General features: G+C 68.0%; 13 protein-coding genes and 1 pseudogene. 4 read left to right on the top strand and 10 right to left on the bottom strand.

The window, feature by feature from the left end; genetic code table 11:
• Positions 1-365: 365 nt before the first annotated feature.
• From ACIREI_RS44115 to ACIREI_RS44095, 5 genes are all read right to left on the bottom strand, one after another.
• Positions 366-962 (bottom strand): cupin domain-containing protein, encoded by a 597-nt coding sequence (locus tag ACIREI_RS44115; RefSeq protein WP_403345820.1) that lies wholly within the window; start codon positions 960-962, stop codon positions 366-368.
• Positions 963-1053: 91 nt separating this feature from the next.
• On the bottom strand, positions 1054-1788 hold the full coding sequence (locus ACIREI_RS44110) for an SDR family NAD(P)-dependent oxidoreductase (RefSeq protein ID WP_403345818.1): 735 nt from the start codon (positions 1786-1788) through the stop codon (positions 1054-1056).
• 71 nt (positions 1789-1859) lie between these two features.
• Positions 1860-2969 carry an alanine racemase gene (locus tag ACIREI_RS44105; protein ID WP_403345816.1) on the bottom strand — a complete coding sequence of 370 codons (1110 nt, stop codon included), beginning with the start codon at positions 2967-2969 and terminating at the stop codon, positions 1860-1862.
• A 123-nt stretch (positions 2970-3092) separates the two neighbouring features.
• Positions 3093-3566, bottom strand: a complete 474-nt coding sequence (locus ACIREI_RS44100; protein ID WP_403345814.1) for a RidA family protein — start codon at positions 3564-3566, stop codon at positions 3093-3095.
• 1265 nt (positions 3567-4831) lie between these two features.
• Complete coding sequence (locus ACIREI_RS44095; protein ID WP_403345812.1) at positions 4832-5518, bottom strand: GntR family transcriptional regulator; 687 nt, start codon at positions 5516-5518, stop codon at positions 4832-4834.
• 698 nt (positions 5519-6216) lie between these two features.
• Between ACIREI_RS44095 and ACIREI_RS44090 the strand changes: the two genes are divergently transcribed.
• The 4 genes from ACIREI_RS44090 to solA all read left to right on the top strand — a co-directional run bounded on the left by ACIREI_RS44090 (position 6217) and on the right by solA (position 10045).
• Positions 6217-6897: a haloacid dehalogenase type II gene (locus ACIREI_RS44090; protein WP_403345810.1), complete on the top strand. Its 681-nt coding sequence runs from the start codon at positions 6217-6219 to the stop codon at positions 6895-6897.
• A 139-nt stretch (positions 6898-7036) separates the two neighbouring features.
• The gene (locus ACIREI_RS44085) at positions 7037-7189 is read left to right on the top strand and encodes a hypothetical protein (RefSeq protein ID WP_403345808.1); all 153 of its coding nucleotides are present in this window, start codon (positions 7037-7039) and stop codon (positions 7187-7189) included.
• Between the two features lie 286 nt (positions 7190-7475).
• A complete protein-coding gene (locus ACIREI_RS44080; protein ID WP_403345806.1) occupies positions 7476-8879 on the top strand; it encodes an NAD(P)/FAD-dependent oxidoreductase in 1404 nt (467 codons plus the stop codon).
• The gene (gene solA / locus ACIREI_RS44075) at positions 8801-10045 is read left to right on the top strand and encodes an N-methyl-L-tryptophan oxidase (RefSeq protein ID WP_403345804.1); all 1245 of its coding nucleotides are present in this window, start codon (positions 8801-8803) and stop codon (positions 10043-10045) included. Before ACIREI_RS44080 ends, solA begins: the two co-directional genes overlap by 79 nt.
• A gap of 187 nt (positions 10046-10232) precedes the next feature.
• Here the strand turns inward: solA and ACIREI_RS44070 are convergent.
• The 5 genes and pseudogenes from ACIREI_RS44070 to ACIREI_RS44050 form a co-directional block, all read right to left on the bottom strand.
• Positions 10233-10518: pseudogene (locus ACIREI_RS44070) on the bottom strand (IS5/IS1182 family transposase); the annotation flags it as partial.
• Positions 10467-10688, bottom strand: a complete 222-nt coding sequence (locus ACIREI_RS44065; protein WP_403345802.1) for a hypothetical protein — start codon at positions 10686-10688, stop codon at positions 10467-10469. The gene ACIREI_RS44065 and the pseudogene ACIREI_RS44070, both read right to left, overlap by 52 nt.
• Positions 10689-10970: 282 nt before the next feature.
• Positions 10971-12170: a zinc metallochaperone AztD gene (gene aztD, locus ACIREI_RS44060; protein ID WP_403345800.1), complete on the bottom strand. Its 1200-nt coding sequence runs from the start codon at positions 12168-12170 to the stop codon at positions 10971-10973.
• 93 nt (positions 12171-12263) lie between these two features.
• Entirely contained in the window at positions 12264-13223 is a 960-nt protein-coding gene (gene aztC / locus ACIREI_RS44055; protein WP_403345798.1) for a zinc ABC transporter substrate-binding protein AztC, read from the bottom strand.
• Positions 13220-14449, bottom strand: coding sequence for a hypothetical protein (locus ACIREI_RS44050; protein ID WP_403345796.1), 1230 nt, complete (start codon positions 14447-14449; stop codon positions 13220-13222). Before ACIREI_RS44050 ends, aztC begins: the two co-directional genes overlap by 4 nt.
• Positions 14450-14649 lie beyond the last annotated feature (200 nt).

Genomic DNA, 14649 nt, shown 5'->3' with positions numbered 1-14649 from the left:
GCGGGTGCGGTGGGGGTGGGATGGTGCAGGGTGGCGAACGCGGACAGAGCATCCGCCCGCTTGCGTTGCCGATCGCCGCTTTGGGCGCGTGTTCGCGGTGGATCGAGTCCGCGACGACCTTGTCGTCGGGGCGACGTCGGCTGGAAGCCTGCTGAGTGGCGGTGGGGAGTTGGAGCCGTGACAGGCGGTGACCAGCGGAGTGGGGGCGGTCCTCACCAGAGCCGCAGCATGAGGGCTCTCGTGAGGGATGAAGCAGTGCCGGGCCTGCGGCTGAGGAACGGGCCGAGCGGTCCATCGGCCCGGCGACGTTGCTCAGCAGGTAGCTTCGGGAGAGATCCCCAAGGCGACCGGGGACGGGCGTGACATCACATCACGGTCACGTAGATCTTGCGCACGGTTTCGATGGTCTTCCAGACGCCGACGTAGCCCGGCTTCATGACGAAGCTGTCGCCGGCCTTGTAGATCACCGGCTCGCCGCCTTCGGGTGTGAGTTCGACGATGCCGGACAGGATGTGGCAGAACTCGAAGGTCTCGCCCTTGATCGAGCGCATCTCGCCGGGCGTCGCTTCCCAGACGCCCGTATGGATCGACTCCCCACGGGCGACGTCCTGGGCCCAGGTCTTGAAGGCGGGGTTGCCGGAAATCAGGCGTTCCGGGAGCGGGCCGGACTCGCGCGGCGCGAAGGAGGGATGGGTGTCGATGGCCTTCAGGAGCGACATGTCTTTCCTTTTTGAGCTGGAGAGGTTGGTAGCCGCGGCCACGGTCGATGAGCCGTTGCCGAGCGGCGTCTGGCACGCACTCGTGGGCGTGGCCCGTTCGCGACGTGCGGAGGCCGGCGACGCGTCGCAGCTGGTGCCGCGGTGGCCGGGGGCTCGGATGCGGTTGTCGGCACGGGCGCACTGTGGGTGGCACCGTTCGAGTGCGGCGAATTGGGGGGACACGCTCGACGCGTGCTCGACCATTCATGCCGCAATCGGCGGTCGCCCGAGGCAGAAGGCGAGACGGAGAGCAGGCCGATCAGCCCATTGCTGGTGGTGATGCCCAGCAGGGTGGTCAGAAGGCGGTGTACCCGCCGTCGACGGTCAGGACCGATCCGGTCACGTACGACGACTCCGACGATGCGAAGAAGAGCACCGCGTCAGCGACCTCTTCAGGGGTGGCGAGGCGTTGGAGCGGGATCTGCATCTCGCGCTCGCGGCGGTAGCCCTCGGGGTCGGACCTACGCTGGAACGCCGCTTCGATAATCGGGGTGGCGGTCAGGCCCGGAGCGACGACGTTGACACGGATGTTGCGCGGGGCCCATTCGATCGCCGCGCCCTTGGCGAGCATGATGAGGCCTCCCTTGGCCGCGGAGTACAGAACCTCCCCGGGCTTGCCGACCATGCCGAGTCGTGAGCCGACGCAGACGAACGAACCGCCGGCCTCGGGCATCAGCGGCGCGAAGTGCTTCATCACCAGGAACGCGCTGAGCAGGTTGCTCTCGAGCACGTTCTTCGCGTCGTCGTAGGCCATCTCGGTCAGCGGACTGCTGGCCTGCAGGCCGTGGTTGAGGACGACGACATCGACGGTGCCGAAGGACTCGGCGGCCTGCTTGGCCAGGTGCTCGACGAACGCCTCGTCATTGAGGTCGCCAGGAACATACAGGTCGTCGGGCTGAACGCTGTCGAGCCGCTCCCTGCGGCCGGTGAGCAGCAGCCGCGCGCCCTCGCGCCGGAAGTGGGAACTCACCGCCTCCCCGATGCCACTGCTGGCGCCGGTCACCAAGGCCGCGACGTTGTTGAGTCTCATGTAAGGCACTCCTTTACGGGGGAGGTAGGTCGGGTTGCGCGCTCGGCCACGAAAATCTCGTCCCGTGCCGGTCAGTTGAGGAATCCGCGGGCGTCGACCGGCCAGCGCTGCAGCGACGTGCCCGTGCTGTCGGTGACGATCAGTTCCTCGAAACCGAGGACGACGGGGCATACGTGGTTGGGCACCACCGGTACGACGGTGCCGACGCTCGGGCGGAACTCGCCGTCCGGCAGGGGAAGGAACCCGTGGTACTCGTTGAGCTTCGCCAGGACCGCCTTCGTGCCGGCGATGCCGCCGTAGCCGATCTCGGGACTGCCTTCGCGACTGAGGGCTTTGGTGCCCACATCGAGGATGACCTGGTCGGGGACCCAGTCGCTGACCACGGTGCCGGCGACGAACAACGCGATCTGGTCGTCCGTACAGGAGCCCAGCCGGGCGTTGTTCCGATCGCCGAAGACGTACTCGCCGGGACGGATCTCGGTGATCACGCTGCTGCTGGTGGAGTACTCGACGGTGGGCGTGGAGCCGGCGCTGACCACCTCTGCGGTGACCCCGACGTCGGCGAGGCTGCGTACCGCGGTGATGAGCGCGGCTTCCTGGTCCTGCGCCGCGCGCCTGCGCGCATCCTGACCGGTGCTGCCGTGACCTGGATAGGTGAAGACGCCCACCGGCACCAGACCGCGCTTGCGGGCGGCGAGCGCGAGATCGCCCGCAGCCTCGGGCGGCGCCCCGGACCGACGGGCGCCACAGTCGACCTCGATCACGACGTGCAGCCGGTCCGGTTCGTCTCCCATCGCGTCGGCGAGGGCCTCGATCGCCGCGACGTTGTCGACGCCGACCCGCAGCCGGACGGACTCGGCGAGCCGGCGGATCCGGGCTCGCTTCGTTCCCGCGGCCCAGATCGGGTAGGCGAGGAAGATGTCGTCGAATCCGGCCGCGGCGAAGACCTCGGCCTCACCGACGTTTCCCGCGGTGATCCCGACCGCGCCGGCCTCGATCTGGCGTCGCCCGATCTCCACGCACTTGTGCGTCTTGACGTGCGGCCTGACCTTGAGGTTGCGCTGGTCGGCGAAGCTCTGTATGCGGTCGATGTTGCCCTGCATGACGTCGACCAGCACGATCGGCGCGGGGGTGTCGATCCGCTCGACCAGAGCGTCGAGTGCTCGTTGCAGCCGGTTCACGCTGCCCTCCTTGTGGTTCTGCCTGAAATGACCGAGGGGCACGGGTGCTGACTCCCCCTGGATGCCGAACGCGCGCGGCCCGCAATGTCGCGCGCACTTGCGTACACCGCCGTCGGGCCCGACCTACACAGCGGTGCAGACCATCTGGATCTCGACCGGACTGTTGAGCGGCAGCCCGGCGACACCGATCGCGGTGCGGGCGTGTCGTCCGTTCTCGCCCAGCACCTCGATGAGCAGGTCACTGGCCGCGCTGGCGACGTTCGACTGCTCACCGAAGTCCGGCGTACTGGCCACGAAGACCAGCATCTGCACGATCCGGACCCGGTCCAGATCGCCCACCGCCTGCACAGCGGCGGCGAGGCAGTTGAGCGCGGCATGGCGCGCGAGCTCCTTGGCCGTCTCCAGCTCGACGTCCCTGCCGACAGTGCCCTGCCCCAGCAGCCGACCGTCCTTGTAAGGCAGTTGGCCCGAGATGTAGATGCTGGAGCCCACCTTCCGGTGGTGCACGTAGTACGGGTTGTCACGGAGCTCGGGAAGGGCCAGGCCCGCTGCGTGAAGCCGATCGGAAGCCGAGTCGGTGTTCGCTGCCGAAGTCACGGACTGGCTCATCGCGCCCCCTCCGCAGACGGAGCAGGGAACAAACCCATGCAGTTCCCCATAAGAACCTGCATCGCATGAATCTTGATCATCTGTACTCGGTTCTCCTCTCGAGTAACAGTGGCGACAAAGCACCATATGGTGGCTTAAAACTGCCACCGTATTGTCGTTTGTCGACCATATGGGTGCCCGTCGAGCACTGTCAATACAGACTTCAGCCCCGAGTGCGGCCCCGGAACGCCACATGCGGCTCAACCGACGCTGCTGTAAGCGACGGTCGACGTCGCGACCCGGCTCACCGGTCTCATCAGGTTCGGCGTGGACGATCATGTCGAGCGGTTGACATGGATGGTCGAGCGGATCCGGATCCGGGTCCGGCAGGAAGGCGGATCCGACAGGAAGACGACCATGACGCTGAGGCAACTCTCCGACGAACAGCGGAAGTTGACCGCACCGTTCTGGCCGATGGGCGAGTACGGCCCTGCCCTGAGCGACTGCGGAATCAGTTCGACGGCGCGATGCGGCGGTTCAGGGGCAAGCACGCAGCGGCGCGAGATGGCAGGCGAGTCCGGGACTGGCCGACCGCCTACGGGCGCTCGCAGGCCGGGAGGAACGCCGGTCTCTTCACCGCGCTGCCGAAGGCCTCATCGCCGAAGCCACCCGCCAGAGCAAGGCGGACTTGTGCCTGGTCAGCGTGGACTCCACGACCGTCCCTGCCCCCCAGGACACGCCGGGATGACCGTCGATGGGGACGTCGTGGAGGCTCTTGAGGGAACTCCCGACGCGTCCGCCGCCGACGCACTCCGACTGACGCCCCTGCCTCTCAAGGTCCCGCGGCGGACCGATCACGACAGCACAGGCGCCGGCATTCGGCGGTCCGAGTTGCAGCATGCGGCAGCTCGGGCCGCCCGGCGGTCGGTGGGTGTCCGCCCGGCAGTCCGGGCACAGATCCTTATCGGGTGGTCGCGGCCTCGTCGATCACGCAGCCCTGGAAGTCCCTCGGAGCCAAGCGGCGCGCCCGGCGCCGTGATGCTGCCGGTGCGCTCGGTCCTGGAATACGTCCCTACCTCGGCCGGGCAAGGGCCGCGCCAGGTATCGCCGTGGTGACCCCGCAGGCAGGTGATGTCCGAGCGGGTGGCGGAACCGGTGATGACGGTGACCTGACTGGACGGCACCAGCGCACCGAGCCACACCGAGCCGCACTGCTTCGCGTCCACCCCGCTGAATGAGGTTGCCTTTGGACACTTCACGCAGGGTGCATGGCCTCATGCATGCCGGTGCGCGTGTTCCCCTTGGTCTCCCGGCTGGGCTCGCAGTCCCATGGGGAAATGGGCGGCCAGTTCCTGGCGAAACGCGTCGGTGTCGCCTTCCAGGGCAACGGTGGCCAACCTCTCGTGCTCGACGACCAATTGATGCGGGTTGTCGCTGTAAGTGCGGTGATCGACACTGAGGTAGAGGCGCAGCTTGGTCTCCCAGCCGTTCCAGAGACTCTGCAGGATGCCGTGCCCCGAGAGATCGTAGAAGAGCCTGTGGAAGCGAAGGTGTGCGTCGATACTGGCCGGGATGTCGTCCTTCTCCATTGCCCGGCGGAGATCCTCGACGGTTTGCAGCAGCTGAGGCCGCTCAGGACCGCGCAGTGCTTCGGCCGAGAGCTCGGCGGCGTAGGGTTCGACACGTAGCCGGATCGAGTCGATCTCGGCGACCTCGCGAGCGCTCACCTCCACGACGAACGCCCCGCGGTAGGGGATCTTTACGACGAGCCCTTCCTCCTCCAGCTTGGTCAGCGCCTCGCGCAGCGGGGAGCGGCTGATCCCGAGATCCGCGGCGATGTGCGCCTCGCGCAGCTGGCCACCGGGAGGTACGGTCCCGTCGAGGATGGCGGCACGCAGTGTGCGGTAGACGCCGTCCGGCGTCGTCATCCGCTGCTCTTGCCACTCGAACTTGTGGTCCACCCCGTTGCCCTCCGTCGGCGCCTGTCGACCATTTGGTCGTTTGTCGACTATACCTCCGCATGGTTTTTGGCATCCACGCTCAAGTTGGCCCTCGGGCACGGAGCTTCCTGCATCACAGCCGTGCCGTGCCCCTCCCGGCTCACGGGTCGCGGTGACACGTCGGTGTCTCGATGGTGCCGTTCGATTGTCAGGCCGGTGCCGGTTCCGGCAACGCGGTGCTTGCGGATCTGCGGCAGGGCGACCTGGTGCAGCCGCCAGGACGCCTGCAGCCGACCGAGGGAGCGCGGCGGTCCGCAGCTCGGCGGTGCACAGGATGTGCGACGCAGCACCTTCGTGCCTCCGGACGCCAAGAGGACAGCGTCCTGCTCGCCGACCTCCGCCCCTGCACCGCCGCCACGAGCGCAGGGCAAGGCAGCCGAACACCTCCTGGCCTACGACGGCATCACCGCAGCCCTGCTCAGCCACCGCCCACCAACTGACACGACGTCTGACTACCGCACAAGAAAAAGGAGCCTCATGGCCATGGCGGAGAGAGGCACCGAGGAGCAGGGGCAGGACAGCGGTTCGAGGGAGCGCCGACTGGCCATGAGGTCGTCGTTGACATTCGAAACCACCTGGTCGACAATCGACTAACAGATGGTCGACAATCGACCAGAGCCGGAGCGCGAGGCTGCTCCGCTCAAGCACTAGGAGGACCAGTGGGATTCGACATCAAGCCCAAGTTCGTGACGTTCGACATGAACGGAACGCTGATCAAGTTCAGCATCAACGACACGATGCGCGAGGTCCTGGGCGACCGGCTGCCGGCTGAGGTCGCCGATGAGTTCCTGCGGATCTGCAAGGCGTACCGGATCGACGAGTGCACGGGCGCATACCAGCCGTTCCACCAGGTCGTCGCGCGTTCCATGGAACGCGCTCTGCACAAGGTCGGTCTCGAGTACCGCGAGGACGAAGCGCGGGCGGTGTACGACCGCATCCCCACCTGGGGCCCGTACCCGGGTGTCACCGAGGCGCTGAACCGCCTGGCCGAGGAAGTCCCGCTGGTCATCATCACGAACAGCGACACCGAGCACGCCGTGCGCCTCGCGGAGAACCTCAAGGCCCCGTTCGAGGTCGTCATCAGCGCCGAGGAGATGGGTGTCTACAAGCCACGACTCCGTGCGTTCGAGTACGCGTTCGACAAGCTCGGCGTGACACCCGACGAGCTCGTGCACGTCTCCGCGAGCCCGATGTATGACCACCGCTCCGCGGCAATCATGGGCATCAAGAACAAGGTGTACATGGACCGCGGCTGGGAGCACGACGAGCACTGGCTCGGCTACGAGCGGATCACCGACATCGCCGAGCTCCCCGTCCTCTTCGGCCTCCCGCGTCCCTGACGCCTGAGCGGAGAACTGAGGACTGGAGCCACCCGTAATCGCCCGCAACGCGTACTTCGTCCCCCACCGGCTGGCGGGCTCAGGCATCTACATCTCGGGCCGACTGCCTTTCCGGGACAGTGACACGCTGGTGGTCCTCGTGGCCGGCACGCCGGACCTCGGTGAGCAGTCGAACGTCGCCAAGGCGGCCAGTGAACTGCTCATCGAGGTGCTGGGCGAGACGGAGGGCACGCTCGCGCCGCGATCGGTGTCGCCGAGCTCCTCCTCCGCAATCCTGTCGAGACCCAGATGAGCTGCACCACGGTGTAGCGGCGAACCAATCATGAGGAATGCATCTGGGAACCGGATCCAACAGGCACTCGACACCCTCGTCGAGCGCATGACACCCCGGCGCCGACCGTGCCGGCCGACGTGTCGCAGGACGACATCGACCGTATGCAGTGCTTCGCCGCATCGTCCTCTTCCTCGCATCGTCGGAGTCCCCGTCCATCACCGGGACAACCCTCCTCCGCCGACGGCCGCTACACCGCCTTCCAGCACCGGCCCACGCGGTTCCCAGACACAGAAGAAGGACGCACATGAACGCCCTGGCGGCACCACCCCGAAACGGAGAGCTCGGCTTCTGGGTGGCCCAACTCGCCGACAACAGGCCCTCGTTCCCCCGTTTCACCGGCCAGGACTCCGTCGACGTGGCCATTGTCGGCGGCGGCTACACCGGCCTGTGGGCGGCGTACTTCGCCAAGAAGCTCGAACCGTCGCTCTCGGTCGCCGTCTTCGAGGCCGAACAGGTGGGGTACGGCGCATCAGGACGCAACGGTGGCTGGCTCTCGGCAATGCCCCCAGGAAACCGTGCCACCTTCGCCCGCGCCGGAGGCGGGTTGGAAGCCAGCCGGGCACTGCAGCAGGAATTCGTCGCCGGTGTCGACGCCGTCCTGGACATCCTCCAGGCCGAGGGCATCGATGCCGATCAGCACAAGGGTGGTGCGCTCGTCGCCGCCCACACTCGGGCGGGACTCGGCCGTCTTGTCGCCAGGCGTGATGCCGACCTGAAGTACGGGCTGACCGACGACGAAGTCCACATGCTCGACCGGGAGGAGTTCCGCAGCCGGATCAACATCTCCACCGTCCATGGCGGGCTCTTCTACAAGCACTGCGCGCGGCTCCACCCCGCGAAACTCGTCTACGGCCTCGCCAGCACCCTGACCTCCATGGGGGTCCAGATCTACGAGGGCAGCCGAGTGGACAGTGTCGAGGGCAAGACCCTCAGCCTGGCCAACGGACGCGTCACCGCGGCCAAGACGTTCATCTGCACCGAAGGCTATTCGGGAAAGCTGCTCGGCAGCCGGACCCTGATCCCTGTCAATTCCTCGATGATCGTGACCAAGCCCCTGCCGGAGGAGGCATGGCAGGAGATCGGCTGGGACGGGCCGCAGTGCCTCAACGACTCCGCACACACCTTCATCTACGCCCAGCGGACGTCGGACGGCCGTATCGCCATGGGGGGCCGCGGTGTCCCCTACCGCTTCGGGTCCGGCACGGGGGGAGCCGGTGCGACAGCCCAGTCCACCATCGACCTGATCTCGCAGAAGCTCAGCTCCTTCTTCCCGGGCATTCCCTTCGAGGTGGACCACGCCTGGTCGGGAGTCCTGGGCGTCACGCGGAACTGGAACGGCGGCGTGCACTGGGACCCGGCATCCGGGATCGGCTCGTCCACCGGCTACGCGGGACACGGTGTCACGTCGGCCTACGTCGGCGGCAGGACTCTCGTCGAGCTCGCCTTCGAGAGGGAAACCGAGCGGACCACTCTTCCCTGGGTCGGCTACCGGGCACCGAAGTGGGAACCGGAACCCATCCGCTGGCTGGGCGTTCACGCCATGTACCGGCTCTTCGGTATTGCCGACCGGTGGGAAGAGCGCAGGGGTTCCAGCAAGACCTCACTCCTGGCCAGATTCGGCAGCCGACTCGCCGGACTTCACGAGTAGACGAAAAGGAAACTGCTCTCATGGACGCAAAGCTCGCAGTCATCGGTTTGGGCAGCATCGGAAGCATGGCCCTGTGGCAGGCCTCCCGGCTGTCCGACTCGGTAGTGGGCTTCGAGGCCGCCACCCCGGCCCACGGCCGCAGTGCCGTGGGCGGGGACACCCGCCTGTTCCGCATGGTCTACCTCGGGAAACCCGACTACTACCCCATCATCGAGCGCTCCCGCAGTCTGTGGGCCGAGCTCGAAGCGGAAACCGGGCAGGAAATCCTCACGACTACCGGGGGCCTGTCCATCGGGACGGCGAACGGCAGTTTCATCAACAGCCTCCTCGAAGCAACGCGCATCACCGGAGCCGAGCACTGCGTCCTCAGCCGGGAGGAGATGGCGGACCGCTACCCCCAGCACAACCTCCGCCCCGACGACTGCGCCATCTATGACCCCCGCGCCGGCGTCCTGCGCACCGACCGCGCCGTCAGCGCCGCCGTCACGGCGGCCCAGGCCAACGGCGCCACCGTCCTTCAGAACACACCCGTGGACAGCATCACCGAAACCGACCACGGCGTGGTCGTCGCCTCGGGCGACAGAACCTGGACGTTCGAGAAGGTCATCGTCGCCTCGGGCGGCTGGTCCCGAAGGCTCATGCCCGACCACCTCAAGGCCGTCACGGAAACCCATCGGATCGTCCTGACTTGGTTCATCGCCCAGGACGGCATGCAATTCACGCCAGAGAAATTCCCCGTCTTCAGCAGGCTGTACGACGATCGCTCCATGTACGGCGCACCCGCCGTCGATGGCGTGACGGTCAAGGCATCGGTGGACGGACCACTGGACGGACGCGGAAGGGCAACTCCCGACCCGGACTCCGTGCCAAGGGAACTCACCCCGCAAGAAATCGAAAAGGTCACCGAGATCGTCACCGACTTCTTCCCCGGCCTGACCCCCACCATCGTGCGCTCCGACGCTTTCCCCGACCTATTCACCGAGGACAGGCATCCCCTCCTCGGCTGGCTGGACGAGAACAGCCGCGTCTACTGCGCCACCGGATTCTCCGGAAAAGGCTTCAAAATGGCCACCGGCTACGGCCACATCGCCGCACACGAGGCCCTCGGCAAACAGACCATCGACGGCCTGGACTTCGTGCGTCCGCACCGCTTCAAGACCAGGTAGCCCACCCACTTCCGCCGCCTCGGCACAGTAGCCTCGGTATCACCACCGGGCTGACGGTCGTTGCGGGACTCATCTTTTGATGTCCCGCAACGACCGTCTGTCGTCTGCTGAACTGTCCACCCGCATAGAGACTCAGCCTCACGCTGATACGGAGGACCGGAAACGGGAGTTGAACGTCGTGTCAGTTGCCCTTTCGGGCGATGCGATGGCGGATGCCCGGCCTGCGGAGCCATCGGCGCATGTTGGCGCCGGAGATGTCCAGCGACAGAGGCAGTCCGTTCTGGTCCGGTTATGCAAGTGGATCTTGGATCCGTTCTTGCCGCGGTCGGTCGGATTCGGTCCGGTCAGAGGCCCCCTTTTGCAGCCCTGAGGCTGACGGAGCCGATGGCGCACCGCGACCGGTCCCGCTCACCGCGGGCGCTTAGCTCGTCCAGGAGGACACGGTGCAGCCGGGCCCAGACCCGGTCCTGACTCCTACCATGATCAGCTCCGCCGGTGCGGAGTGCGCCGGCCCACTGCCGAAGGCCTGGAGCACCTGGTCGGGGTCGGCGAGGAGTTCGGGGCCGCCCTCGGCCACGACCGTGTTCATCAGCTCCACCCGGTGGCAGGTACGGGCGGCGCCCGCCAGGTCGTGGTTGGTCATCAGCAGCTGCCCTGTTTTCCGCGGCCAGTCGGCCGAACAGCTCGAGCCGGCGGCCAGCGCGCGGGCCACCAGGACCGCTGCCGCCGGCCGCCGGAGAGCTGGCCGACGGGGCGTCGCCGCAGCGCGGTGAGCCCCGGTCAGCTCCAGTGCCTCATCCACCGCCGGTCGGTCCGTCGCGCCCGGGCGGCGCAGCCGGCCCAAGGCGAGGCCGAGGCGCGCCGGCATGGCCGTCGCAGACCCGCGGCCCGGCCGGGGCGGGACGGCCTCGCCGGGGTCGGAGGATCAGTGGCCGGTGACGACTCCGGACAGTTCGTTGGTGCTCTTCGGCAGGGTCACGGACGTGATCTTCTTGCCCGATTCGATGTCGATGGCGTGCAGTTGGCGCTTGCCCGGCTCGGAGACGTACGCGGTGTTGTCGCGGACGAAGAGGGTGGGCCGGGGCTGCTGCCAGTCCAGCGGCTCCTGCCAGTCGTCCACGACGGGGATCTTCTTGTCGACCTTGCCGGTCTCCGGGTCGATGACGTGGAGGGTGCCGTTGGTGCCGAGGAGGAGGGCCTCGCCGTGGGGTCCGCGGCCGAGCGAGCGGAAGGAGTAGCTGGTGCCCAGGTCGACCAGGCGCAGTTTCGCGGTCTCGGTGTCGATGAGGGAGATGCGGGTCGGCCGCTCCAGTTCGGCCTCCGGGTCGGTCTTGTAGTCGCCCAGGAGGATGGTGGATGCGTCGCTGCCGCGCTGGTTGCCGATGCGGCCGTAGTCGTCGGGGGCGTCGACCTTGGTGAACTTGCCGTCCTTGTAGATCAGGAGGCCGTCCTCGCAGCCGATGCCGATGGCCTCGCCCTTGGCGGCGGCCTCGCCGTGGACGCCGGGGCAGTTCTCGTTGCGCTTGATCTCCTTGTTGTTCTTGTCCAGGACGAGGGCGCCGGTGCGCTTCTCCTCGGTGCCGAGGGTGGTGAGGAGTTCGCCGTTGGTCAGTTCGATGGCGACGCCGTGGTGCGGTTCGGCGGAGGTGTAGGTGCGGCCTTCCGGCTTCTTGCCGCCCTTGAGGCCGGCGGGGTCGAAGACGTTGACCTCGCCGGTGCCGTCGGTGAACAGGACCGTCTTGCCGGCGTGCTGGACGACGTGGCCGGGCTTGGCGCCCTTGTACTCGACGCCGGTGAAGGTCTGTTCGGTGGCGTTCAGGACGCGGAATCCGGAGTCGGTGGAGACGATGACGTGGGAGTCGTCGCCGGCGGGATTCAGGCGGTTGAAGCCGGGCAGCTCGATCGTGTTGGCCAGCTTCAGGCTTTCGCCGTCCAGGACGTACAGGCCGCCGTCGAACGTGGCGACGATCGGATCCTTGACCGCCACGGCCTTGGTGCTCGGCGCGCTCTTGGCCTTCGTGTCCGACGAGGAGCTGTCCTGGCCTCCGCAGGCGGTCAGGACCGCGGAGGCCGCCAGGGCGAGGGCCGTGCCCGTGAAGGCTCTGTTGCGTATCGGCTTGTTCACCGGGGTGTTCCTTTCTGTACCGCGCGGGCGCGGCAGTGGGTGCGGGTGTGCTTGAGCGGCCGGACGGCCGGTGCGCACGTCAGGGGCTCTGGTTCAGGCGCCGGTCAGGCCGTCGGTCATGGCGGTGGTGTTGGCGCGCATCATCTGCAGGTAGGTGCCGGCGCCCTTGCCCTTCTCGGTCAGGGACTCGGAGTAGAGCTCGACGACGCGCACCTGACCGTCCAGCTCGGTGCGCAGGACCTCGGCCAGCCGCTTGGGCTGGGAGGAGTCCGCGAACACGGTCTGTACGCCGGCCTTCCGCATCGCCTGGGTGAGCGAGCGCAGGTCGGAGGAGCTGGGCGAGGCCAGCGTCGTACCGCTCGGGATCACCGCACCGATCACCCGGAAACCGAAACGTTCGGCGAGGTAGCCGAAGACGTGGTGGTTGGTCACCAACGCCCGCCGCGGTTCGGGTATGCGGTCGAAGGACTTCTCCATCCAGGCGGTCAGGTCGGCGAGTCGGCCGTCGTAGCGGTCGGCATTGGCGCGGACCGCCTTCTCGTCCACCCCGTCCACGTGCTCGATCACCTGGTCGGCGATCAGGCCCACGGCCTTGCGAACGCGGTCGGGGTCGGTCCAGAAGTGCGGATCGGGCTGCCCGGCCTCCTCCTCGGGGCCGCCGTCGTCATGCGTCTGGAAGGTGAGGGGGTCCACCGCCTTTCCGGCCTCGAAGGTGGCCACTCCTGCCTCGCGGGCGGCGTCCACGTGCCGCAGTACGTTCTCCTCCAGACCCAGCCCGTTGAAGACCACCAGGTCGGCACGCTCCAACTCGGCGGCCTGCACGGCCGACAGACCGAAGGAGTGCGGGTCGGCGTTCGGCTTCATCAGCACGGTCACATCGGCCTCGTCGCCGACGATCTCCTGCGTGATGTCGCCCAGGATGTTGGTCGTCACCACCACCCGGGGCCGGTCGTCGCGGCTCGTACAGCCGGTACCGGCGCCGGCCAGGGCGAGGGTGAGCAGGACCAGCAGGAGGGTGCGCGTCCGCCGCGGCCCTCGCATCCGTGTGGTCATCGTCCGGTCTCCACCATCAGGGCCGGCTCGATGTCCAGGTCGAAGGTGCGCGCGATGCGCAGGTTGTCGTTGTAGTCGATCTCGTACACGCGTTTGCCCTTGGAGTCGTTGAGGTAGGCGCGGCTGCGGTCGACCTCGATGACCGGTCCCGCGTCCCCGTCGCCACCGGTCTCGGGGGCGCCCGTCAGGAGCGGCTTCGTCCTGGAGACCTGCTTGCCGGTGGCGATGTCGTAGCCGTGGATTGCTCCGTCGGTCTCCAGGACGATCAGGACGGAGCCCTCACCGGCGGTGTTGGCGGAGACGACGGAACCGGTCTCCACCCGCGTCCACGTGCGCTCGGTGACGTCCAGGACCCACACGGCCCGATTTCCGGCCGGCGCCGTGAGCGTGTCGCTGCCGGGCCGATGCCGGAAAGCCGTGGCCCGCTCCGTTTCGGGTACGTCGCTGCCGTACGGGATTTTCTCGGCCGTGAACCTGCCATCGTCCTCACGGACGAGCAGAGCACCGTCGGCGCACCCGAGGACGACTCCGCGCCGGGTGACGGCGTCGCCCCGCACCTCCTCGCACCGGGCGTCCGGCGACGCGGCCCGCCGGCCCTCGCGGTCGTACACCGCGACCTTCCCGTCGTCCGTGACGCCGAGCAGGTGCTCCGCGTACGGCACGACAACTCCCGCGTGTGTCCCGGGAAGCGGGCGGGCGGAGCCGACCTTGCCCTTCTCCAGACCGGCCCGGCGGTAGATCCTGGCGCGGCCGTCCTCGTCGGTCACCGCCGTGACGGCGGCATCGCTGCGGACACGGGTGCCCCGGCCTCCGGGCACCCGGCCCACGTCACGTATCGCCGCACTGTAGTAGTGGACGTGGTCGCCGTGGTCCACCATCCATGCGCCACCGTCGAGGATGCGCGTGCTGCCCGCGGTGTGGAAGTAGCCGAAGCGGCCGTCGGTGGTGAGTTCGATGGTGCCCGGAGTCCGGGACACCTTGTGCGTCTTGCCGGTGATCAGATCGAGTACCCGTGTGTCGCCGGTGTCCGGGTCGTTCAGCAGCAGCCGCGACTGCTGCTCGGCCTTCTCCTGAGCACCCTCGACGTAACCGTGCGGAGCGGAGGCCGAAGCGGTGGCCTGTGAGGCGGACGCGCTGTCGTCGTGACTCGCGCAACTCGTGGTGAGCAGGGAGATCGCCACGAGTGCGGCGGGCGCCCAAGGTATGACGTTGTTTCGGACGGGCAAAGGGATCGCCTCAGGTTCTTTCAGTCGGTCGCTGTGGCGGGGGGGGGGCGGGGGGGGGGCCCCCCCGGGGGGGGGGGGGGGGGGGCGCCGGGGGGGGGGGGGAAAACGCCCCCCCCCCCCCCCCCCCCCCCCCCCCCCCCCGCGGGCCCCCCCCCCCCCCCCCCCCCCCCCCCCCCCCCCCCCCCCCCCCCCCCCCCCCC

It is taken from the genome of Streptomyces sp. NPDC093591, assembly GCF_044764885.1.
Lineage (GTDB): Bacteria > Actinomycetota > Actinomycetes > Streptomycetales > Streptomycetaceae > Streptomyces.
Note: the sequence above shows the minus strand (reverse complement) of the source record. Positions and strands in the feature narration are given on the sequence as shown.

Coding starts and splice junctions, on each gene's coding strand:
- ACIREI_RS44115 (WP_403345820.1), bottom strand. CDS start 962: ATGGTCGAGCACGCGTCGAGCGTGTCCCCCCAATTCGCCGCACTCGAA.
- ACIREI_RS44110 (WP_403345818.1), bottom strand. CDS start 1,788: ATGAGACTCAACAACGTCGCGGCCTTGGTGACCGGCGCCAGCAGTGGC.
- ACIREI_RS44080 (WP_403345806.1), top strand. CDS start 7,476: ATGAACGCCCTGGCGGCACCACCCCGAAACGGAGAGCTCGGCTTCTGG.
- ACIREI_RS44065 (WP_403345802.1), bottom strand. CDS start 10,688: ATGACCAACCACGACCTGGCGGGCGCCGCCCGTACCTGCCACCGGGTG.
- aztC (WP_403345798.1), bottom strand. CDS start 13,223: ATGACCACACGGATGCGAGGGCCGCGGCGGACGCGCACCCTCCTGCTG.